At 35.9% G+C, this 22965-nt stretch carries 24 protein-coding genes, 1 other RNA gene and 1 riboswitch; of the genes, 21 read left to right on the forward strand and 4 right to left on the reverse strand.

From position 1 onward, the window contains the following. Positions 1 to 77 precede the first annotated feature (77 nt). The 7 genes from dinG to ABH957_RS22185 all read left to right on the forward strand — a co-directional run bounded on the left by dinG (position 78) and on the right by ABH957_RS22185 (position 7034). Entirely contained in the window at positions 78 to 2882 is a 2805-nt protein-coding gene (gene dinG / locus ABH957_RS22155) for an ATP-dependent DNA helicase DinG (protein WP_404512222.1), read from the forward strand. A gap of 250 nt (positions 2883 to 3132) precedes the next feature. Then, a complete protein-coding gene (locus tag ABH957_RS22160; RefSeq protein WP_002086589.1) occupies positions 3133 to 3303 on the forward strand; it encodes a YpmA family protein in 171 nt (56 codons plus the stop codon). A 7-nt stretch (positions 3304 to 3310) separates the two neighbouring features. Further along, positions 3311 to 3814: a cell wall elongation regulator TseB-like domain-containing protein gene (locus ABH957_RS22165; RefSeq protein ID WP_113937064.1), complete on the forward strand. Its 504-nt coding sequence runs from the start codon at positions 3311 to 3313 to the stop codon at positions 3812 to 3814. 18 nt (positions 3815 to 3832) lie between these two features. After that, positions 3833 to 5020, forward strand: a complete 1188-nt coding sequence (gene aspB, locus ABH957_RS22170; RefSeq protein ID WP_113937065.1) for an aspartate transaminase AspB — start codon at positions 3833 to 3835, stop codon at positions 5018 to 5020. Positions 5021 to 5141: 121 nt separating this feature from the next. Then, the gene (gene dnaD / locus ABH957_RS22175; protein WP_000728546.1) at positions 5142 to 5849 is read left to right on the forward strand and encodes a DNA replication protein DnaD; all 708 of its coding nucleotides are present in this window, start codon (positions 5142 to 5144) and stop codon (positions 5847 to 5849) included. 15 nt (positions 5850 to 5864) lie between these two features. Continuing rightward, positions 5865 to 6512 (forward strand): endonuclease III, encoded by a 648-nt coding sequence (gene nth / locus ABH957_RS22180; protein WP_000933020.1) that lies wholly within the window; start codon positions 5865 to 5867, stop codon positions 6510 to 6512. 3 nt (positions 6513 to 6515) lie between these two features. Continuing rightward, a complete protein-coding gene (locus ABH957_RS22185) occupies positions 6516 to 7034 on the forward strand; it encodes a YpoC family protein (protein WP_113937066.1) in 519 nt (172 codons plus the stop codon). 26 nt (positions 7035 to 7060) lie between these two features. On the opposite strand, the gene ABH957_RS22190 is transcribed toward ABH957_RS22185, so the two are convergent. Together ABH957_RS22190 and recU are read right to left on the reverse strand one after the other, a co-directional pair. After that, positions 7061 to 9781: a PBP1A family penicillin-binding protein gene (locus tag ABH957_RS22190; protein ID WP_404512224.1), complete on the reverse strand. Its 2721-nt coding sequence runs from the start codon at positions 9779 to 9781 to the stop codon at positions 7061 to 7063. Between the two features lie 66 nt (positions 9782 to 9847). Further along, complete coding sequence (gene recU, locus ABH957_RS22195; RefSeq protein WP_002030800.1) at positions 9848 to 10450, reverse strand: Holliday junction resolvase RecU; 603 nt, start codon at positions 10448 to 10450, stop codon at positions 9848 to 9850. Between the two features lie 103 nt (positions 10451 to 10553). On the opposite strand from recU, the gene ABH957_RS22200 reads away from it, so the two are divergent. Next, positions 10554 to 11579: a DUF2515 domain-containing protein gene (locus ABH957_RS22200; protein WP_219301832.1), complete on the forward strand. Its 1026-nt coding sequence runs from the start codon at positions 10554 to 10556 to the stop codon at positions 11577 to 11579. A gap of 343 nt (positions 11580 to 11922) precedes the next feature. Here ABH957_RS22200 and ABH957_RS22205 read toward each other — a convergent pair whose 3' ends face one another. After that, positions 11923 to 12069: a phage portal protein gene (locus ABH957_RS22205; protein WP_306475192.1), complete on the reverse strand. Its 147-nt coding sequence runs from the start codon at positions 12067 to 12069 to the stop codon at positions 11923 to 11925. 118 nt (positions 12070 to 12187) lie between these two features. Between ABH957_RS22205 and ABH957_RS22210 the strand changes: the two genes are divergently transcribed. Further along, positions 12188 to 12430, forward strand: coding sequence for a hypothetical protein (locus ABH957_RS22210; RefSeq protein WP_002011865.1), 243 nt, complete (start codon positions 12188 to 12190; stop codon positions 12428 to 12430). Positions 12431 to 12445: 15 nt separating this feature from the next. Further along, positions 12446 to 12790, forward strand: coding sequence for a YppE family protein (locus tag ABH957_RS22215; RefSeq protein WP_002011864.1), 345 nt, complete (start codon positions 12446 to 12448; stop codon positions 12788 to 12790). Positions 12791 to 12815: 25 nt separating this feature from the next. On the opposite strand, the gene ABH957_RS22220 is transcribed toward ABH957_RS22215, so the two are convergent. Then, positions 12816 to 13007: a YppF family protein gene (locus ABH957_RS22220; protein WP_404512226.1), complete on the reverse strand. Its 192-nt coding sequence runs from the start codon at positions 13005 to 13007 to the stop codon at positions 12816 to 12818. 177 nt (positions 13008 to 13184) lie between these two features. On the opposite strand from ABH957_RS22220, the gene ABH957_RS22225 reads away from it, so the two are divergent. The 11 genes from ABH957_RS22225 to ABH957_RS22275 all read left to right on the forward strand — a co-directional run bounded on the left by ABH957_RS22225 (position 13185) and on the right by ABH957_RS22275 (position 22651). Continuing rightward, a complete protein-coding gene (locus ABH957_RS22225; RefSeq protein ID WP_305927271.1) occupies positions 13185 to 13847 on the forward strand; it encodes a YppG family protein in 663 nt (220 codons plus the stop codon). Between the two features lie 156 nt (positions 13848 to 14003). Continuing rightward, entirely contained in the window at positions 14004 to 14429 is a 426-nt protein-coding gene (locus ABH957_RS22230) for a CotD family spore coat protein (RefSeq protein ID WP_002011871.1), read from the forward strand. Positions 14430 to 14485: 56 nt separating this feature from the next. Beyond that, entirely contained in the window at positions 14486 to 15040 is a 555-nt protein-coding gene (locus tag ABH957_RS22235) for an SLOG family protein (protein ID WP_002011870.1), read from the forward strand. Between the two features lie 97 nt (positions 15041 to 15137). Continuing rightward, the gene (gene gpsB, locus ABH957_RS22240; protein WP_000622428.1) at positions 15138 to 15473 is read left to right on the forward strand and encodes a cell division regulator GpsB; all 336 of its coding nucleotides are present in this window, start codon (positions 15138 to 15140) and stop codon (positions 15471 to 15473) included. A gap of 87 nt (positions 15474 to 15560) precedes the next feature. Beyond that, positions 15561 to 15952: RNase P RNA component class B (gene rnpB, locus ABH957_RS22245), an RNA gene on the forward strand. A 180-nt stretch (positions 15953 to 16132) separates the two neighbouring features. Then, positions 16133 to 17272, forward strand: a complete 1140-nt coding sequence (locus ABH957_RS22250; protein WP_002011868.1) for a THUMP domain-containing class I SAM-dependent RNA methyltransferase — start codon at positions 16133 to 16135, stop codon at positions 17270 to 17272. Positions 17273 to 17333: 61 nt separating this feature from the next. Further along, the gene (locus ABH957_RS22255; RefSeq protein WP_113937070.1) at positions 17334 to 17516 is read left to right on the forward strand and encodes a DUF3921 family protein; all 183 of its coding nucleotides are present in this window, start codon (positions 17334 to 17336) and stop codon (positions 17514 to 17516) included. Positions 17517 to 17654: 138 nt separating this feature from the next. Then, positions 17655 to 19592, forward strand: coding sequence for an ATP-dependent DNA helicase (locus ABH957_RS22260; RefSeq protein WP_002011942.1), 1938 nt, complete (start codon positions 17655 to 17657; stop codon positions 19590 to 19592). 118 nt (positions 19593 to 19710) lie between these two features. Further along, complete coding sequence (ypwA, locus tag ABH957_RS22265) at positions 19711 to 21228, forward strand: carboxypeptidase (protein ID WP_404447386.1); 1518 nt, start codon at positions 19711 to 19713, stop codon at positions 21226 to 21228. A 48-nt stretch (positions 21229 to 21276) separates the two neighbouring features. Then, positions 21277 to 21750: a GNAT family N-acetyltransferase gene (locus tag ABH957_RS22270; RefSeq protein ID WP_113937072.1), complete on the forward strand. Its 474-nt coding sequence runs from the start codon at positions 21277 to 21279 to the stop codon at positions 21748 to 21750. A 154-nt stretch (positions 21751 to 21904) separates the two neighbouring features. Then, complete coding sequence (locus ABH957_RS22275) at positions 21905 to 22651, forward strand: type I methionyl aminopeptidase (RefSeq protein ID WP_016101466.1); 747 nt, start codon at positions 21905 to 21907, stop codon at positions 22649 to 22651. A 116-nt stretch (positions 22652 to 22767) separates the two neighbouring features. Beyond that, a riboswitch (purine riboswitch) is annotated at positions 22768 to 22869 on the forward strand. Positions 22870 to 22965: the final 96 nt, after the last annotated feature.

The following is a 22965-nucleotide window of genomic DNA, read 5'->3' on the forward strand; positions in this document are numbered from 1 at the left end:
AAGATGAGGTAAAACGTGGTATAGTAACATTATATAATTTTTGTGTTTGATAGGTAAGAAATTGAGGTGTTACATATATGAGTAAGCGTTATGTCGTTGTTGATTTAGAGACGACAGGGAACTCCTGGAAGGATGGGAAGGATAAAATCACCCAAATTGCAGCTGTTGTAGTGGAAGATGGAGAGATATTAGAGATTTTTTCATCTTTTATTAATCCGAAGAGAGAGATTCCCCTATTTATTACAGAATTAACTGGGATTGATGAAGATCTTGTAAAACAAGCCCCGTTATTTCGAGATGTAGCCCCGATGATTGTTGAGCTATTACAAGGTGCGGCTTTTGTTGCACATAACGTTCACTTTGATTGGAATTTTTTAAATGAAGAATTAAGGCAGGCTGGATATACAGAAGTACATTGTCCTAAAATTGATACAGTTGAATTGGCGCAAATTCTTTTGCCGACAGCTGATAGTTATAAATTACGTGATTTAGCTAAGCAGCATGAACTAGAGCACGATCAACCACATCGTGCGGATAGTGATGCTCTTGCAACAGCGGAGTTGTTTTTACAATTTTTAAGTGAAATTGAAAAGTTACCACTTGTCACATTACAATCGCTTTATGAATTAAGTGATGTTTTCCAAAGTGATATAGCTGATGTACTTTCTGAAAATATTTTAAAGAAAATGATGCATGGTAAAGAAGAGGCAGAGGATTATGAGGTGTATCGAAATATTGCGCTTCGAAAGCGGAATTATTCTTTAAGCCTCAGTGAAATATACTCATCTAAATTTGATGCTTTCTTACATAAGACAATCGATAAACTTGAATTGAATATGCCAAAGTTTGAAAAAAGAGAAAGCCAACAGATTATGATGAAGGAAATATATACAGCGCTAAGAGATTCTAGGTTTTCACTGATTGAAGCAGGAACAGGTACGGGGAAGACGCTTGCATATTTACTTCCAAGTATTTATTTCGCAAAGAAAAAAGAAGAACCTGTCATTATAAGTACACAAACTGTACAATTGCAACAACAAATACTAGAAAAAGAAATTCCTTTATTAAAGAAAATAATGCCATTTTCATTTGAAGTAGCTCTTCTGAAAGGAAGAAAGCATTATCTGTGTCTACATAAATTTGAATATGCTTTGCAAGAGGAAGAGAAAAATTATGATATGGCGCTCACAAAAGCAAAAATTTTAGTGTGGTTATTGCAAACGGAAACTGGCGATCGTGATGAATTAAATATTCCTGAGGGCGGCAAGTTACTTTGGAACCGTATTTGTAGTGATGTACATAGTCCAGGCGGGATGCAAAGCAACTGGTATAGTCGTTGTTTTTATCAAAGAGCAAAGAATAAAGCATTATTTGCAGATATCGTTATTACAAATCATGCGTTATTATTTCAAGATTTTTCAAGTGAAGAACCACTATTTGCTTCATGTGAACATATTATTTTTGATGAAGCTCATCATATCGAGGAAGCGGCGAGTAGAACATTAGGTGAACAGTTCTCATGCATGTATTTTCAAGTAGTTTTATCTCGTCTTGGTACGCTAGAAACAGATGATGTACTTTCTAAAGTATATAAAATGATGAAAAAATCAGAGCAAGCATCGCGTTCGACTTTCCGTATGGTGAGTCATAGTTTGAAGGAATTGAAATTTGATGCGGATGAACTATTTCAAATGTTACGGACTTTCGTATTTAAACAAACAAAGCAGGAACAAGGGATGAGCAATATGCCACTCATTTATCGATATAACACGGAAGTAGAGAAAGGTAAGTTATGGGATAGCATTACCGAGTTAACAAATCGATTTGTGTATGATGTAAGAAAGTTATTGACTACACTTGAGAAGCAAGTTGAAATATTGCAAAGTAAATTAGAATGGGAGATGCATGTCGTTACAGGTGAATTTATGCATTTAATTGAGTTGTTGAGAAAGATGGCACAATCTTTACAATTACTCATTTTAGAAAAAAATTCATACGTGACATGGATGGAGACTGAAACGAAGGGAACGATTCATTCAACAGTTCTATATGCGCAGCCTGTTCATATTGGTGAAAGATTTGCTGATGAATTTTCAACCCAGAAAAAGAGTGTTATTTTCACATCAGCAACGTTAACAGTTAATGATTCATTCGACTATATAAAAGAGGAGCTAGGTTTACATGATTTTGCTCCCAATACATTAAAGGTTCCATCACCATTCCGTTTTGAAGAGCAAATGAAATTAATGGTTTCAACGGATGTACCTTTTATTAAGAAAGCAAGTAATGAAGAATATATTGAGTCTATATCGGCACATATTGCGAAAATAGCGAAAGCTACAAAAGGTAGAATGCTCGTTTTATTCACTTCGTATGAAATGTTGAAAGAAGCGTATACGAATTTGAAAAATGATGAGACATTAGAAGGATATTTATTATTAACGCAAAGTGTGAATAATAAGAGCCGAAGTCGTCTAATCCGCAAATTCCAGGAGTTCGACAAATCGATTTTGTTAGGAACAAGTAGTTTTTGGGAAGGGATAGATATACCTGGAGATGCTCTGAGTTGTCTTGTCATTGTCCGTCTGCCTTTTACCCCTCCTCATCAGCCGATGATGGAAGCAAAAGGAGAGTGGTTAAAAAATCAAGGAGAAGACGTATTCGATAAGTTGGCGCTCCCACAAGCAATCTTGCGTTTTAAACAAGGGTTTGGTCGTCTTATTAGAACAAATACAGATACGGGAACTGTATTTGTATTAGATCGTCGTTTGACAAGTTCTTCTTATGGAAAAAGATTTTTACAATCAATCCCAACTGTACCGCTCTATGAAGGACCGTTAGAAGAATTGTTAGTACAGTTAGAAGAATCGTCAAATGAATAAAATTGGAAGAAAAATACGCCTGAAGTACATTTAAACTTCAGGCGTAAAAAATGTGGGTAGGAGGAATTTTATTTTTCTTACTTCTTGTATACAAAATATATTGCTTTTCGATTTGAAACCTTTTTTTGCTGTACATGTCCTGCTATAATAGATGGGTGATGAAGCAGGGGTTGTAAAGAATGTACTCTTATTGTAACCGCATTGCGTTCTTCTATAATTAGAAATTTTTGTGTAACGGAGGAGTTTTTTCATGGATAAGAAAATCGAAGTCCTATCAACGACGCGTATTAAATATTCGTCTGACTTGTATAAAATTGTTGATGGTTTGAATCGTACGTTAAAAGAGCAGGACCTCATGTTCGGATTAGCATTAGACGAAAAAGATAAAGAAACAGCTGTATTTACGATTTACAGAACGTAGTGATACAATGAAAAAGTGGATCTTTACAATCATTATCGTTATCGTTGCTAGCGGAATATATGGGGCATATGTTTATAATAAAGCGATGGAAAAGAAAATTCCAAAAGAGTCAAAGTCTGTAGAAATTGCGAAAGAAAAGGCAAAGCTTACAAAGGTAAATACTGTTGATTATTATAATGGAAAATCTTCATATACAGTCGTACAAGGTGCAGATGAAAAAGGAGAACAACTTATCGTTTGGGTGCCTGATAAAAAAGGAAATGTCCTTGTGAAGAAAAAGAGCGAAGGTATTTCTAAAAAAGAAGCTTTGCAAAAATTGGCTGAACAAGCTACAGGAGAAGGTGCTGAGCCGAAGCCGAAACCAAAAGAAATTATAAAAGTAAAATTAGGTGCTCAAAACGATATTCCATTGTGGGAAATTACATATATTGATCAGGAAGATCGTTATACGTATTACTATTTAGAGTTTCAAAATGGGGTTTATGCTGGACACTATAGCATTGAAAAATAGATGTAGGGGGAACTACAAATGAAATTAGCAAAGCGAGTAGCTGCTTTAACACCATCTGCAACTTTAGAAATTACAGCAAAGGCACAAGCATTAAAAGCAGAAGGTCATGATGTAATTGCATTAGGAGCAGGAGAACCTGACTTTAATACGCCAAAACATATTATGGATGCTGCGCATAAAGCGATGTTAGAAGGACATACGAAATATACACCAACAGGTGGATTACAAGCGTTAAAACAAGAAATTGTGAAGAAGTTTACTCGTGATCAAGGAATTGCGTATGATCCATCTGAAATTATTGTATGTAATGGTGCCAAGCATGCATTATATACATTATTCCAAGTGTTACTTGATGAAGGAGATGAAGTTATCATCCCAACTCCTTATTGGGTAAGTTATCCTGAGCAAGTAAAGCTTGCTGGTGGTAAGCCAGTTTATGTAGAAGGTCTAGAAGGCAATGAGTACAAAATTACAGCAAAGCAGCTGCGTGAGGCAATTACAGAGAAAACGAAAGCTGTTATTATTAATTCACCGAGCAATCCAACAGGGATGATTTACAGCAAAGAAGAATTACAACAGCTTGGAGAAGTATGTTTAGAGCATGATATCTTAATCGTTTCAGATGAGATTTATGAAAAATTAATTTATGGTGACGCGGAATATACTTCAATTGCCCAGCTTTCTAATGCACTAAAAGAACAAACACTTATTATTAATGGTGTATCTAAATCACATTCTATGACAGGTTGGCGTATTGGATATGCAGCAGGAAATAAGCAGCTTATTAAAGCGATGACGAACTTAGCGAGTCATAGTACGTCAAACCCTACTTCAATTGCTCAATACGGTGCAATTGCTGCGTATGCAGGCTCACAAGAACCCGTAGAAACAATGCGTCAAGCGTTTGAAGAAAGATTGAACATTATTTATGATAAATTAATTCAAATTCCTGGTTTCACTTGTATCAAACCACACGGTGCTTTTTACTTATTCCCAAATGTAAAAGAAGCCGTAGCGTTAGCTGGGTATGATACAGTTGATGAGTGGGCAAAAGCATTATTAGAAGAAGAAAAGGTGGCTCTTGTTCCAGGTACAGGATTTGGTGCACCAAATAACGTTCGATTATCGTATGCGACATCTCTTGAGCAAGTTGAGAAAGCATTAGAACGAATTCATACGTTCATGAAAAGTAAGGTACAGGCTTAATCGTCTGTTTCTTGTAGTAAATGGTAAAAAACCTCCCTATATATAGGGAGGTTTTTTTGACGAATTGTGGCAAAAAGAAATGGCTAAAGGTGTGTTATACTAGAGAACGAGGTGTTTGGTGATGAAAAAGAAAATGATGTTACAATGGTTTGAACAGGGAAGCATAGCGATTCCTAAATTGCTTATGATGCATTATAAAAAGCTAGGTTTAAATGAGACGGAATTTATGGTAGTACTTCATGTACACACATTTTTAGAATCAGGTAATTCGTTCCCGACTCCTTCGGAGATTTCAGAACGGATGACGATAACAGAAATGAAATGCATGGAAGTGATTCAGACTTTAATCCAAAAAGGTTTTTTAGCACTAGAAGGTGGACGAAGATCTGAAGCGATGATGTGTGAAAGTTATTCTTTACAACCACTGTGGGAAAAAATATTGCACTTTTTAATGAATGAATCTATAGAGGAAGAGCAAAAAGAACAAAAACAAATTCAAGTAAATTTATATACAGTATTTGAAAAAGAATTCGGAAGACCACTTTCGCCATTTGAATGTGAAACATTAGGGATGTGGGAAGATCAAGATCAACACCATCCGAATTTAATTCAAGCGGCTCTTCGTGAAGCTGTTATGAGTGGTAAACTTAATTTCCGGTATATTGATCGTATTTTGTTTGAGTGGAAAAAGAACGGAATTAAAACGGTAGATCAAGCGCAAAATCAAGGCCAGAAATTTAGAGCGAATCAACAACGCACACAACAAACGACAAAACAAGAGACGAAATTTACTGGGAAAGTGCCTTTTTATAATTGGTTGGAGCAGTAGTGTAGGAGGAAAGATATGTTGAACAAAACGCAAATTCGTTATTGTTTAGATACAATGGCGGATATGTATCCAGAAGCGCATTGTGAATTAATTCATGATAATCCATTTGAACTTGTAATCGCAGTGGCATTATCTGCACAATGCACAGATGCACTTGTGAATAAGGTGACGAAAAACTTATTTCAAAAATATAAAACACCAGAAGATTATTTAAGTGTGTCTTTAGAAGAATTACAACAAGATATACGTTCCATTGGATTGTTTAGAAATAAGGCGAAAAATATTCAAAAATTGTGCCGGATGTTACTAGATGATTATAACGGGAAAGTTCCAGAAGACCGTGATGAGCTGACGAAATTACCAGGAGTAGGGAGAAAGACAGCGAATGTAGTTGTCTCGGTAGCATTTGGGATTCCAGCGATTGCTGTTGATACGCATGTAGAGAGAGTGAGTAAACGGTTAGCAATTTGTAGATGGAAAGATTCTGTGTTAGAAGTGGAAAAGACATTGATGAAGAAAATTCCAATGGATGAGTGGGGAGTTACACACCACCGTATGATTTTCTTCGGACGTTATTACTGTAAGGCGCAGCGACCACAATGTGAAGAGTGTCGATTACTAGAAATATGTCGTGAAGGAAAGAAACGAATGAAGGGGAAATAAAGGATGGAGCGAGTTATAGAAATACCGAAAGAGTTTCGGTGCGTACCATTTTTTAAAGAGAGTGCAAATTCGATTACGTATCACACAGACCAATCTTTTGAAGAAATAATACAAAATACTTACTTTATATTTGATATTGAAAGACAATATGAACCATGGAATGAAATTGAAACAAGTATTCCAGCGGTGTTAAATATATGGAAAAGCAAGCATGAAGAAATTGCTATACTATTTCGGAACAGAAAAAAACAAGAAGCTGAGGGTCCGATGATTCTTTTTGCAGCGCACTTTCTATCGGTTATATATTGGTTAAATGAGCAGCCTGTTCATAGTTTGAATGAGATGCAAGTAAATACGAATAAATTGGAAGTACAACCTGTTAACTTTATGGAGCGATATTCATTTATTATAAAGAAACCGAGTAATTACCATTCGTATATTCAATTAGTACAGTTGTATATCGAAATAGAAAAGCTATATGTAAAGAAAATGATAACAAAAAAGAAGTCGATTTCTCATTAAGAGAAACCGACTTCTTTTTTTGTTTATTAAGACTCTGTTGTAACAACATTTCCGTCCGCGTGAGGTGTATCTCCTCCGGTATTTTGTTGGTGTTGTTGCTCTTCAGCTTTTTTTCTAGCTTCTTCGTCAGCTTTTCTCTTAGCTTCTTCGTCGGCTTTTCTCTTAGCTTCTTCGTCAGCTTTCTTCTTAGCCTCTTCATCAGCGGCTTTCTTTTGAGCTTCTTCTTGCTGTTTACGTTGTTGTTCTTGTTGCTGCTGTTGTTCTTGTTGTTTACGTTGTTGTTCTTGCTGTTGCTGTTGCTGTTGCTGCTGTTCTTGCTGTTTACGCTGATCTTCATCAGCTTTTTTCTTAGCTTCTTCTTGTTTTAGTTTATCTTCATTGGTCTTTTTCAGGGCTTCTTCGTCAGCTTTTTTCTTAGCTTCTTCGTCAGCTTTTTTCGCATCTGGAGTTCCGCCAGGGGCAGTGAAGGATGCACCAACTGCAGGGCTTGTTCCAGTACCCTTTTTCGCTACTACAGAGAAACTGTAAGTAACACCTGGTTTAATACCACCAAGAGTAGCTGTCGTACCGCTTACTGATAAGCTACCACTAGAACCGTCAGTAGCTTTATAGCTTGCTGCGTATGCATCAACATTTGATGATGGTCCAGACCAGTTCAGTGTCACTGTGCTAGCGCCATCGAAAGCGACATTAAGGCCACTAGGTGGATCTACTTTAATTTCTTTAACTGCATCTTTTTTCGCACCTTTAATGTACAGTTCTCCATTTAATTCTTGTACAGAAGAAGGGCGCTCGAAACGAGAATTATCCGTAGCAAATTTGCTCATCATTGCTTGGAACATTTGCTGAGCAATTCTAGTAGAACGATCGCTAATGTAATTTTCCGGGCTATCTTTTTCATAACCAGTCCATACAGCCATTGTATATTGTGGTGTATATCCTGCGAACCAACTATCTCTGTTGGCATCTGCTGGAATACCGTATTTTTTAATAACAGATTTATCAAAGTTTTGTGTTCCGGTTTTACCTGCTAGGTCTACACCTGAAACATATGCTGTTGGACCTGTACCGCCAGAACCAGGTTTTACTACGTCACGAAGAACGTCAGTGACCATGTAAGCTGTATAGTCATGCATTGCGCGTTGTTCTTTCGGTTTAAAGCTTTTCTTTTTTCCATCTGGGAAAATAACTTCTTTAACGAAATGAGGTTTATTGTATACACCGTCATTTCCAAATGCTGCATAAGCTCCAGCGACATCTAACGGAGAGCCTTCATTACTACCGATTGCAGTAGATTCATATGCTTTCCCATCTTTAAACGTCATTCCTAAACCTTCAGCAAACTCTTGTGCCTTAGGAATACCGACTGCTTGAGCTGTTTTTAAAGCCGGGATGTTTAATGACTTCTTCAATGCTTCACGAAGTGAAACGTCACCTTTAAAATTACCCGTAGCATTTTTAATCTTTGTGCCATCAGAGTAAGTATATTCAGAGTCATTTAATTGATGATAAGTAGACCATTGAAGGTTTTCAATTGCAGGACCATAGTCGAAAATTGGTTTCATTGTTGAACCAACTTGGCGTTTTAAATCAACTGCCATATTATGACCTTTGAAAGTAGACTTACTTTCTTTACGACCAGCGCCGATTGCTCGAACTTCTCCAGACTGAGTATCCATAAATACGAATGATCCTTGGAATTGATCGTTTGGATACTTGATGAGATTCCCATCCATAATTTTTTCAGCGTAATCTTGAGCATCTTGATCAAGTGTTGTATGAATCGTTAAACCATCTGAACCGATATTTACATCAGGGTATTCTTTTTCAACTTCCTTTACAGCAGCATCTATAAATGCTTGATACTTCATTTCAGTCACTTCTGAAGATGGAAGAAGTCCTTGTGTTACAGAGATTTGCATTGCGTCATTCATTTCTTGTTTCGTTATATACCCGTGTCGGTTCATTAATGTTAATACGATATTACGACGTTTCGTTGCTCTATCAACGTTATCTGGTTTTGTTGGATCATAAATGTTAGGACCTTGGGGTAAACCAGCGAGCATTGCAGCTTCGTGTAGTTGTATGTCTTTTAAATCTTTGCCGTAATATTTTTTTGCTGCTGTTGAAATACCGTAAGAGCGATTACCGAGGTTAATCTTATTTAAGTACATTTCTAAAATTTCATGTTTTGAGTACTGTTGCTCTAACTTATAAGATAAGTACCATTCCTGCACTTTTCTTTTTGCAGTTTTGTCCATCGTTAGAAAATAGTTTTTAACTACTTGCTGTGTAATCGTACTACCACCTTGTGATCCAAAACCACCAGTGACATTTTCCATGACTGCCATTCCAGTACGTCTAAAATCAATTCCATTATGATCGTAGAAACGAGCATCCTCAGTCGCAAGGAATGCACTTTCAATTACTTTTGGAATTTGATCGTATGTAACATGGGTTCGTTTTTCAGCACCGTATTCATAGAAGAAATTCCCGTTTTTATCAAGGAATTTTGTTGATAAAGGATTGACTAGCTTTGATTTGTCTAGTTTTGGAGCGTCCTTTACCATAACAAAGAAGGCCGAAACGCCAGCTACGAGACCGACGATACCAAGAAGTAGACAACCTATAAGAAATCTCTTGAAAAAGGAACCTTTTTTCTTTGGTTTTTCTTCTTTATTATTTGTTTCTTTCGTTTGATTTTTTACATGATTTCGTTCTGTACGAGAACGATAATTATCTGACATTATACTTTCTCCTACCTTTCATTCTCTCCCCCAAAAGTCGAAAAAAGAGCCTTAGTGATGACTCTATCACGAAAAATAAACCGTGTCTAGTACGCGGATATAATCAATTCGAGGGTGATAACCGCATGATAATAAAGACCCATGCTCTTCTATTTCTTGTTTTGTAATCGATTTACGTCCACCAGTATTTTGACGATTCCAAAATGCAATAATATGTTTTGCATCTAATAAATAAAATTCATCAAAAAGTGTAAATTTAATAATAACAAATGCAATTCCATTATGAGCGACTACTTGCTTCATATGTTCAATTTGATGAAGGTGGAAGTTTTGAAGTGGAAAGCTGGTTTTATTTTTAGTTTCTTTCGCTTCAAAATCGATGTATTTCCCTTTGTATACACCGTTGTAATCTGTTGTAGAAGGTTGTTTGAAATACGCTTCTTTTACCACTGCAGCACTTCGAGCGGGGTAATCTACTTTTACAATTTGAAGAGGTGTAGGTTTTTTATGTACGCATGCAATATTATGGGTTAAGTAATATTGATTGGTGTCATTCAATTCCTCTTCAAGGGACATACCTCTATTACTGTAAGTATGTTTTTTTATTGGTGTTTTATGAGGTTGTGAAGCTTGATCGTACCTTTTTCCATTTGGGTAACGAATGGTCATATTTTGTCCACTCCCAACTTGATAAGATTTACTTACAAAGGTGATTATATCAAAAAATGAAAAAAGATGTGACCTTTTTCAAGAAAGGTATGGTGACTTACTCATGTTTCGATGGAATGATTACGAAAAAATTAAACAGACCCGTAATGATATTTTTTGTACAGAAGAGGAAAAAGCTATAGTTCTTAATATTAAGGAGAGCACGGATGTAGCTAACGTAGATAATATTTCACGTACACAATCTTACCAAGAATATTATTTGAGAAATAGAGAAATTAGATGGTCTTTTTTAGCAAGCATGGTTTCAAGGAATGGGGGATGGAACATGACAGATTTAGAAGGAGAATATTATTCTAATCTTTTATCTCAAACAGTTAAGAGACGATTATTTCTTTTGTATGAGAAAGCCAATTGGCTCATTTTTTTAGATGCATTTCCTCAACTATTACTGTATGAGGAAAGTAAAAAGAGATGTGCACCGCTCTTTCATTTGTTACAATTTTTCAACATATCAATTTTTATGGAAAAAGAATGGGTCGCGTTTTGGGAGAAAAAAGATATAAATAGGCTTATGACGGCACTTATTATTAATGAACAAAATAAAATTCAAAAACCAGTAATTGAGAATGCATACTTTCAAAAACATGTATTTGATACTGCACTATTCAAATTTCAAGAAATATTTCACGTTAGTGCAGTTATTTTTCCAATGGTGGAAGGGGGAATGTATGGATTTTCAGTTTATCAATTTGAAACGTTGCAAAAACGTATAGAACTGGGGAAGCAATTAGCTTGGTTATTATTTCATTCAAAGTATAAGGCTTCTTTTTATAAATTTGCAGTGCAAACTAGGCATACAGGATCTAGGATGGATTATGAATGTAATATAAGGGGAATTAGAAAATCATGTACGCCGGCTCTTCGGGATGTGTATTCTATTGTCACTCATGAAAAATTAATTGAAAAAGATTGGTTTAGTGACGGGTTGGAAATAGATTCATTATTTTTACTTGAAAAACCTAAGGGGGAAATTAATATAACAGAATGGTATAGAAAGAAGAGGGAGCAAATACATACTCTTTCTATATTAAGTAGTTTTGTTAAAAGAATAGATGAGTTCATGATATAATAAAGAAGTCCCGCCTTCTTAAATGAAGGCGGGACTTCTTTATTAAAAGTAATATGCTCTACAACAAGTTACTTTCTAATCGGCTATTTGCCGGCAGTACGATTTTAACTTCAACACTTATCGAAAGCGAAGAGGTAAGGTAGACTAGAAAATAGTTGTTTGTAAAAGCCACTTTGATTAAAGTGTCTTTTTATCAAGCTATTTGCGGACAGTAAAACTCCCACCTCAAAATTTGGCTGGAGCAAAGAAGGTAGGTGGAAGCCCTGCTGCCCGTAAACACCCGATTGGTGCGGGCTAATAATCAGTGGGGGATGAACAAAACCCCACTGATTAAAGTTTCACTTTATGTAGCGGGGAAATTTGGACCATCAAGCTTTGGATTCCCAGTCTCAGGTTTGTTTTGTTGTTTGTTTTGCTTTTTCTTTTTTTCGTTTTTATTTTTTGCCATCGTAATACACCTCCTTTTTGTATTGTTACCATTTCTAAAAATGGCATACTAAATGATTTCTTTGACGAATATCAACTAGTTTTGTCATGTGAGAAGGAGTAATTAATCAATCGGCGAAATTACATGACAAAGGAAAGGCAAAGAAGGGGGCGTTTTAAATATGGCGATGGTTCAGAAGGAAGATGTTATGAAAAAAATGGATCAAATGTTAAGTTCTCTCGATTTGCTGGAAATGAAGATTGGGATTAGAATGAATCATGCATTGAAGGATAAAGGTGAAAAAATATGCAATAAGATAGAAATAACAGAAATGCATATAGAACATATGGAAAATAAATTAGTGCATCACGAAGAAAAAGGGAGCTGGGTAAAGACATTTCAAAACGTCGTAGTGAGTGCATAATAAGGTGGGAACAAAATGGGACATGAAGCATTAATCCAGTCTTCGGAGAAGTTAATGCAGTATAATGATGAAGCGAATGTGAAAAAAAGAGAGATGGCTGAATATGATTTTTATAAGGATATGAAGCCATTTGTTGATATTGTAGATGCTGAGTTAGAGATGTGGAAAGAATTAGCTTATAGGTGGATAAAGGAAGAAAGACCTAAGTATATACATGTACAACAAATTGATCAAGTGTATGATAATTTACAAACTAATGTGCTACAATGTTTTGTTAATAAGGGAAAAGGTAAACGTTTCTTTGAAACTCATCAAGCTATTTCGTATACTTTGCAAAATATCGTAGATCAATGTAAATAACAAGAGGGAAAACCCTCTTGTTTTTTTATGCCTCGGTCACTGTTGTAGGTTTTGTTGCACCGTTTATTTCTAATTCACGTATTAATGTTCGGTAATCTGATATGCATATTTTTCCTTCAAGATAAAAATGTCTTGCAAAGTCTAACAGTTCATTCGAATTTTCTGTGTAATACCCCTTTTTTTGAGAAAACGCTTGTTTTAAATCCCCTAATACCATGTTGATTCCTCCCCCATGAGAATCTTCTTCCTTATTATCATAGCATGGAAGGGTTTACTTTCTAATTTTTTTAAAAATTTAAACTTCCGACAAAAACAGACAGGTAATCCGTCACACATTTTATTTTATAGGTACATATTCTATATGTAGAAACTTATGCCAAGGAGGAGAGAATGCATGTTTCAACAACCTAATGTATATCAGCAAGCAAATCCATATGCACAGCAAAATATGTACCAATATAATGAGGATACATATTTACGATATAATATGTATCCTTTCGAGCCTCATTATGGAAACCAAAATTATTATCAACCATTTGAAGTGTCTTTTGGGAATCAACCGCAGCAAGCGCATATGAATCAACCGCAACAAGCATATACGAATCAACCACAGCAAGCGCATATGAATCAACCGCAACAAGCATATACGAATCAACCACAGCAAGCGCATATGAATCAGTCGCAACAAGCGTATACGAATCAACCGCAGCAACCGCACATGGATCAGTCGCAACAACCGCATATGAATCAGCCGCAGCAAATGTATACGAATCAACCACAGCAAGCGTATATGAATTCACAAAACTACATGTCGCCAGCTCAATATGTAAATCAACAAGCTATGTTTTATCCACCAAAACAACCATATCCAACGATGAATAAACAAAAGCAACAGCAACAGCAACCAAGTCAGTTTTCTAGTTTTGTTTCACAATTTAAATCATCAGATGGTAACTACGATGTAAATAAAATGATGAACACAGCTGGACAAATGATGAACGCGATGAATCAAGTAACAGGGATTGTTAAGCAAGTCGGGGGCTTTTTTGGTAAATAATAGTAGGGGGTTGTCTATAATAGGTATTACGTATGAATTTGGATACTAGACAAATTTCCATGAAATAAATGGGTATATATAACAAGCGGCTTTACCCCCTCGCTCATATTGTAAAGTGTAGTCAGATTTTTTTAATGAGAGAGGAGAGAAAAAACTATGCATCATTGTCATCCTTGCTTTGGAGGGCATAAGCCTGTAGGACCTATTTGTACGACAGCTCCTGTCATTCATCCAACAAAACAATGCGTAACACATTCTTTTTCAACAACGGTGGTGCCACACATTTTTCCAACCCATACAACGCATGTTCATCATCAACAAATTAAAAATCAAAGCTTCTTTCCACAAACAAACTCGAACGTAAACGTTGTAGATCCTGGTGATCCAGGATTCGGCGGAGGATGTGGACCATGCGGTCATGGCCATCATCACCATGGGCATCAAATATCACCATTTGGACCAGGACCGAATGTATCACCATTTGGACCAGGACCGAACGTATCACCATTTGGACCAGGACCGAATGTATCACCATTTGGACCAAATATCGGACCAAACGTTGGTGGAATGTTTAAAAAGTAAATGATATGTTAGAACTAGCGAAATGCTAGTTCTTTTTTTGTAATTGGAGTGTTGATATGAAGGTTGTTGCTGTAACAGGATATAAGCCGTTTGAACTTGGAATATTTAAAAATGATCATCCAGGAGTAGAGTGTATAAAAAAGGCGCTGCGTCGTAAATTAACTGTTTTTGTAGAAGAAGGCTTGGAATGGGTTATTATTAGCGGCCAGTTAGGAGTAGAGCTATGGGCTGCTGAAGTTGTTTTTGAAATTCAAGTAGAATATCCAGATTTAAAATTAGCGGTATTTACTCCTTTTTTAGAACAAGAAGAAAATTGGAAGGAAGATAACCGTGAATATTACGAATTTATTCTTTCGCAAGCAGATCACATTGATAGTATTACGAAACGGAAGTACGAAAGCCCAGAGCAATTTAAATTAAAGAATCAGTTTTTTATTGAAAAAAGCGATGCACTTTTAGCTGTATATGATGAAGAAAAGTCTGGGAGCCCTAAATATATTGTAGAAGCAGCTAAGAAAAAAGGAGAAATAGAAAATTATCACAGTTATTTTATTCTTTTTTCTGATTTACAAGATATAATGGAAGAGGAACAGTGGAATAATGCAGAGTAATATGTAATATAGTACTCGTATATTTGATTGACAAAAGGCATTGTTTCTGAAAAAATTTAGTTAATGAAAGCTTTGGCAAAAATTAGAGGTGAAGAAAATGATTTCGGATAAAATTAAATTAACAGCGAAAGATATTTTAGAAAAAGAATTTAAAACAGGTATGAGAGGTTATCAACAAGAAGAAGTAGATAAGTTTCTTGATATGATTATTAAAGATTATGAAGCTTTTCATAAGGAATTTGATCAATTAAAACAACAAAACGTTCGTTTGAAACGTGAATTAGAAGAGCAGAAAGTAGCGGCAACACAAGTTCCGCAACAACCTGTACAAACACCAGTTGCACAACCAGTGTATAACAATACGAATACGGATATTTTAAAACGTCTATCTAATTTAGAAAAAGCTGTATTTGGAAGTAAGTTATACGAATAAATTAAGGTAACAAAAAGGTTAAAGTATTTTACATAGAAAAAAACATTGCAAAATCTTTTTGTTTCCACTATACTAATGTTTGTCATAACGTTTGGGTAATCGCTGCAACGCCAACGTTGTAGAGGAAAGTCCATGCTCGCACGGCCTGAGATGGCTGTAGTGTTCGTGCCTAGCCAAGTCATAAGCTAGGGTATTCTGGCTGCAAGGCTGGTTTAACGGCAGGGAAAAAACCTAAGTCCTTTCGGATATGGTTTGACTACCTTTAAAGTGCCACAGTGACGAAGTCCTTGAAGAAATGATAGGAGTGGAACGAGGTAAACCCCACGAGCGAGAAACCCAAATAATGGTAGGGGAATCTTTTCCAAGGAAATGAACGATGGGAAAGGACAGGTTTTCGTAACCTGTAGATAGATGATTACCACCGGAGTACGAGGCGTGGGCCGTTTGCAGTACAAAGGAACAGAACATGGCTTACAGAACGTTATGAACCAACTATGAAATAACTCAGCTCTCCTTTGTTAGAGGAGGGCTTTTTATTTGTATGAAGTTATAAATTGTGAGTTAAAATGGTAAATGAGAATATTCTTCGTAATATGTGATAATTAATAGGAAAACATGTTATTAATTATTGTTTGATTATACATAAGAGGTGAATGCAAATGGGAAAAGTTACTTTAATTGCAACAGCGGCAATGGGTATAGAAGCGTTAGTTGCCCGAGAAGTTCGCGATCTTGGTTATGAATGTGAAGTGGAAAACGGAAAGGTAACGTTTGAAGCGGATGAAAAAGCGATTTGTCGTACGAATTTATGGTTACGTACTGCAGACCGTGTGAAAATTAAAGTCGGTGAATTTAAAGCAACAACATTCGATGAGTTATTTGAAAAAACAAAAGCGTTAAACTGGGGAGATTATATTCCAGAGAACGGAGAATTCCCTGTTATTGGGAAATCTTTGAAATCAACATTATTTAGCGTTTCAGACTGCCAACGTATCGTTAAAAAGGCTGTTGTTGAGAAATTAAAAACAACGTATAGACGCACAACTTGGTTTGAAGAAGATGGACCGTTATTCCGTATTGAAATTGCAATGCTCAAGGATATTGCGACGTTAACAATCGATGCGAGTGGTGTAGGTCTTCATAAACGTGGATACCGTCTTGAGCAAGGTGAAGCGCCTTTAAAAGAAACATTAGCTGCGTCTTTAATTAAGTTAACAAACTGGAAGGCGGATCGTCCTTTCGTTGATCCTTTCTGTGGATCTGGTACAATTCCAATTGAAGCTGCATTAATTGGACAAAATATCGCACCAGGATTTAACCGAGGTTTTGCATCGGATGAATGGGGCTGGGTTGGTAAACAAAATTGGCGCGAAGCTCGTCAAGAAGCTGAAGATTTAGCTAATTATAATCAACCATTGCAAATCATTGGATCAGATATCGATCACCGTATGATAAGAGTTGCCCAAGATAACGCAGAAGAAGTTGGATTAGGGGATCTTATATCATTTAAACAAATGCAAGTAAAAGATTTCACGACAAAAGAGGAATATGGCTATGTTGTAACGAATCCTCCATACGGAGAACGTTTAAGTGAAAGAGCGCTTGTTGAAAAATTATATAAAGAAATGGGAGAGGTATTCCGCCCATTAGATACGTGGTCAATGTATTTATTAACAAGTTATGAAGCATTTGAGAAATGTTATGGGAAAGATGCATCGAAAAAGCGTAAACTGTTTAACGGATTTATCCGTACAGATTACTATCAATACTTCGGAAAGCGTCCACCGCGTAATTCATAGTATAAAACTCCTCCAGCACGCATATACTGGCTATTATGTAATGCGTAAAGGAGGAAGTGATATGGATAGTTTCCAATTCTCGATGATTCAAAAAGCTATTCACCGTACGTATGATGAGCTCGGAAAAGAAGTGGATAGTCAAGGTGCAATTGTAGAGGGAATACAAAAAGCGCAGGAAGAATATTTGTCAGCTCTTTCACATGAAACAGCGATTGATAAACGTTATTTAAGGTCATTAATATAGAAAAAAATTTTCCTTTTTCGAAAGGAAAATTTTTTTTCGTGTATTTCTATGTATTGTAACAGGGGAAAGTGGCTGCACACATGTGAGTAGCAGTTGCTATATCTTTTTATAGAAAAACTGTTTGGTTGGAGGCTAAGGATGTTTACTGAGAATAGGTTACCATTTGAAGTAGGAAAACAAGATAATTTTTATGATAAGTTGAATGAGTGGATTGGAGATGTGTTTTACGACATTCTTCCGGAAAAAGGTTTTGAAGAGCGTGATGAACAGATTTTTATGGCGTTTCAGTTAGAGCGCGCTTTCCAAGAGAAGAAAGTTATGTTTGCAGAAGCAGGTGTAGGAACAGGGAAAACAATTGTATATCTTCTATATGCAATTTGTTATGCACGTTATACAGGGAAGCCGGCTATTATCGCTTGTGCAGATGAAACGTTAATTGAGCAGCTTGTGAAAGAAGAAGGAGACATTGCTAAGTTATCTGAAGCATTAGGGCTATCTGTTGATGTTAGACTTGCGAAGTCAATGGATAATTATTTATGTTTACGTAAACTTGAAGATGTTATGAGTGGACGAGCTCCAGAAGTAATTGAAGATGTATATTACGAATTACCTCAGTTCGTATTCGATCATGGTACGATGCAGAACTTTACTCACTATGGTGATCGAAAAGAATTTCCACTGTTAAATGACGAGGAATGGTCAAAGGTAAACTGGGATTACTTCCAAGATTGCTTCACTTGTGATTCTCGTCATCGTTGTGGTCAAACTCTTTCGCGCGAGCATTATCGTAAAGCGGCAGATTTAATCATTTGTTCTCAAGATTTCTATATGGATCATATTTGGACGTACGAAGCTCGCAAACGTGAAGGACAAATTCCGTTATTACCAGAAAGTAGCTGCGTTGTATTCGATGAAGGGCATCTTGTAGAATATGCAGCTCAAAAAGCTTTAACGTACCGTTTAAAACAAACGATGATGGAGCAACTTTTAACGAGATTATTACAAAATGATATTCGTGAAGAGTTCGCACATTTAGTAGAAGAAACAATTTGGCAAACTGAACAATTCTTTGGGGTACTACAAGAGAATAAAAAGGAAATTGAAGGTTCTGATCGTTTAGAAATTACTGTGACAGAAAAGGTAACTGCAGAAGCGAAAAGACTTTATGCGAAAATCGGTGAAGTCGGTGATGCATTAGTATTTGAAAGTGAAATGCATACAGTAAACACATACGATTTAAATATTGTTGATGAGCATTTAGATGTGTTAGAGCATTCACTTCGTCTTTTCATGCACGAGAAAAATGTAATTACGTGGGGTGAAGAAGGCGATGGTGCTTTCACGTTAGTTATTATGCCGCGTGCAGTTGAAGAAGTGTTACAAGAAAAAGTATTCTCGAAGAAGATTCCATATATTTTCTCTTCTGCGACATTATCTGACAATGATTCGTTCGCATTTACTGCAAATAGTCTAGGGGTAAAAGATTACTTATCATTCTCAGTTGCTTCGCCGTTTGATTATGAAGAGCAAATGACAGTAAACTTACTTCCGTATACGAAAGAAAATGAATGGGAAAGAAAGTGTCAATATACACTTGAAAATATACAAAAAACAAATGGACGTACACTCGTATTATTCCGTACAACGCAAGAACTTGCAGCGTTTAAAGAATATGTAAGTAAAGAGCAAATGTCAGTGCCGTTTCTATATGAAGGAGATCAAGAAATTAGTCAGCTCGTTTCTCGTTTCCAAAATGAAGAAGAGACTGTACTTTGTGCCGTTCATTTATGGGAAGGTTTAGACATTCCAGGTTCATCATTATCACATGTTATTATTTGGTCATTACCATTCCCTCCAAACGATCCTGTGTTTGAGGCGAAGCGTAAACATGTGAATGATCCATTCTGGGACGTAGATGTGCCTTATATGATTTTACGTCTTCGCCAAGGAATTGGACGTTTAATTCGTACAAGTGAAGATAAAGGTGCTATATCATTATTCTTATCAGATAATGAAGATGAAAAAGTGATAGAAGCAGTGAAGAAAGTACTTCCGGTAGAAGGAAAAGTACTTTAAGCGAAAAAATGTTGTAGGGAAAAGTTTGGCATTTGCCAAGCTTTTTTTCTATTAGAAAAGGAATTTATGTTTCAGTGTCGAAATAAGTTTGAGGTAGAAAAAGGAGGTTTTTTATACTATGACAGTTGCTACATATGAAGTGGAAAAACAATTTTTAACATATGTGAAGAAGATAGAGAATTACGGAGAGGCATTAAGCTTAATGTTTTGGGATTTAAGAACAGGTGCACCAAAGCAAGGAGTAGACCAGCGTTCAGAAGTAATTGGAATGCTTTCATCCGAAGTGTTTGCGATGTCGACTTCAGATGAGATGGGGAACTATTTAACTGAACTAGAATCTTTAATTATTGAAAATAAACTTTCTGAAACGACAAAGAAAATGGTTGAAGAGTGTCGTAAAGAATATGATAGAAATAAGAAAATTCCACAAGCGGAATATGAAGCGTATGTGAAATTAGAAGCGAAAGCGGAAAGTGTATGGGAAGAAGCTCGCGAAAAATCTGACTTCGAAATGTTCCGTCCGTATTTAGAAAAAATTGTTGAATTCAAAAAGAAGTTTATTACATATTGGGGTTACGAAACGTACAAATATAACACGCTATTAGACATGTATGAGCCGGGAATCACAGTAGAAGTGTTAGATCATGTATTTGGTCAACTACGTGAACGTATCGTTCCGCTTGTGAAAGAAATTTCTGAGTCTAAAAAAGAGTTAAAAACAAATGCTTTAGCTGAACATTTTTCAAAAGAAAAACAAAAGAATTTTACTTTAGAGTTATTAAAACAATTGAACTATAACTTTGAAGCGGGTCGTCTTGATGAAACGGTACATCCTTTTGAAATTACATTAAATAGAGGGGATGTTCGTATTACGACTCGTTACGATGAGAAAGACTTCCGTATGGCTGTTTTCGGCACGATTCATGAATGTGGTCATGCTGTATATGAACAAAATATTGCAGAGAAATTTGAAGGTACACCGCTATGTAGTGGAACTTCTATGGGTATTCATGAGTCACAATCATTATTCTTTGAGAACTTTATCGGTCGTAATAAATCATTCTGGAAGAAAAATTATGATTTATTAAAAGAGTATAGCGATGGTCAATTCAATGATATATCAGTAGATGAGTTTTATGATGCGATTAACGAATCGAAGCCATCGTTTATTCGTATAGAAGCAGATGAGCTTACATATCCGCTTCACGTCATGGTTCGTTATGAACTTGAGAAAGAATTATTTGATGGTACATTACAAGTGAAGGATTTGCCAGCGGCTTGGAATGATAAGATGGAAGCATATTTAGGAATTCGTCCGGAAAACGATGCACAAGGTGTATTGCAAGATGTTCACTGGGCTGGTGGTTCATTTGGATACTTCCCATCTTATGCGCTTGGTTATATGTATGCAGCGCAATTTAAACATAGGATGCTAAAGGATATTCCAAACTTTGATGCATTATTAGAAGAAGGAAACGTGACACCAATTCGTGAATGGTTAACAGAGAATATTCACCAATATGGCAAAACGAAAAAACCACTTGAAATTTTAAAAGATGTGACAGGTGAAGGTTTAAATGCAAACTACTTAGCTGATTATTTAGAAGCTAAATATAAAGAGATTTATGAGTTATAAAACAGGAGCTGCTTAATTGCAGCTTTTTTTTATGAGGGAGTGAGAGAAATGGGCTATATGTTTACAGTAATGTCGCAAGCGGAAGCAGAAGAAATTGCATACAACTGGCATTATGAAGGGGAGTATTCCTTTTATGATATAGAGGCAGATGAAGAAGATTTAGCTGAGTTTTTAGAGGATGAGAGTAGAGGGAATCATACATTTTCTGTGAAGGAAAATGGTACTCTCATTGGTTTCTTTAGTTTTAGTAACATAAATAATCAAACAGTTGATATAGGACTTGGAATGAGACCTGATATAACAGGCAATGGATTAGGTTTACAGTTCGTAAAAGCTGGATTAGATTTTAGTAAAGAAAAATACGGATGCAATTATATAACACTATCAGTAGCGACATTTAATGAAAGAGCGATTAAAGTGTATAAAAGAGCAGGATTCGAAGCTGTTGGAACGTTTATACAGAAAACAAATGGTAGTTGTTTTGAGTTTTTGAAAATGAATTATATATGTGAAAATGATTAAAAAACAGAGGAGAGCTTCTGTTTTTTTATTTTGATGTAGAAATAAATGATGTTTGTTTTTGTACTTGTTGTAATTAGAAGTTTTGAAATTTTGGAAGAGGATGTGTATGATTGAAGTTTAGTAGCAAATAGCAAGTTTAGTAAGGAGAGGTAGTATGATTATAATTAAAACGAAAAATGAAATAGATTTGATGCATGAATCGGGGAAGTTACTAGCTTCTTGTCATAGAGAAATTGCAAAAATGATGAAACCAGGTATCACTACACAAGAAATTGATACGTTTGTTGAAGCATATTTAGAAGAGCATGGTGCCAGATCCGAACAGAAAGGGTATAACGATTATCCATACGCAATATGTGCATCTGTGAACAATGAAATGTGTCATGGGTTTCCAACAGATGTTCCTTTAAGTGAAGGAGATATTGTGACAATTGACATGGTAGTAAACTTAAATGGTGCGCTTTCGGATTCTGCATGGACGTATATAGTTGGAGATATTTCTGATGAAGCAAAAAGGTTATTGTTAGTAGCAGAGAGTGCTTTATATAAAGGGATTGAGCAAGCAATAAGTGGTAACCATGTTGGAGATATTGGATACGCAATTGAAAGTTATGTAGCCTCTGAAGGGTTTTCTGTTGCAAGAGACTTTACGGGACACGGAATTGGTAAAGAAATTCATGAGGAACCAGCAATTTTTCATTTTGGTAAGCCAAGGCAAGGACCAGAATTACAAGAAGGAATGGTAATTACAATTGAACCTATTGTAAATGCCGGTATGCGATATTCTAAAGTAGATTTAAACGGATGGACTGCACGGACGATGGATGGGAAATTATCTGCACAGTATGAGCATACAATTGCGATTACGAAGGATGGTCCTATCATATTAACGACGTTGTAATATGAAATGTGAAAGTTTGAAAAACTCGAACAAAAATGGTATTTTCATAAAATTCGTACGTGTTTTTTCGATAAATGCTTTTCAAAGTGAAAAAAGTGCGTTATAATCCTTCTATAAATAAATAAGTTAGCTACACTCATATAATCGCGGGGATATGGCCTGCAAGTTTCTACCGAAGTACCGTAAATACTTTGACTATGAGTGAGGACGAATATATTTGCTTGTTTAGCATTCTTTTTTGCGAAACTCCAAAAGCACGTCTCTCACTTGTAACGAGTGGTGGCGGCTTTTGGAGTTTTTTATTTGCATAAGAG

The sequence above is a fragment of the Bacillus sp. RC242 genome, from assembly GCF_044908245.1.
Classification (GTDB): Bacteria; Bacillota; Bacilli; order Bacillales; family Bacillaceae_G; genus Bacillus_A; species Bacillus_A mycoides.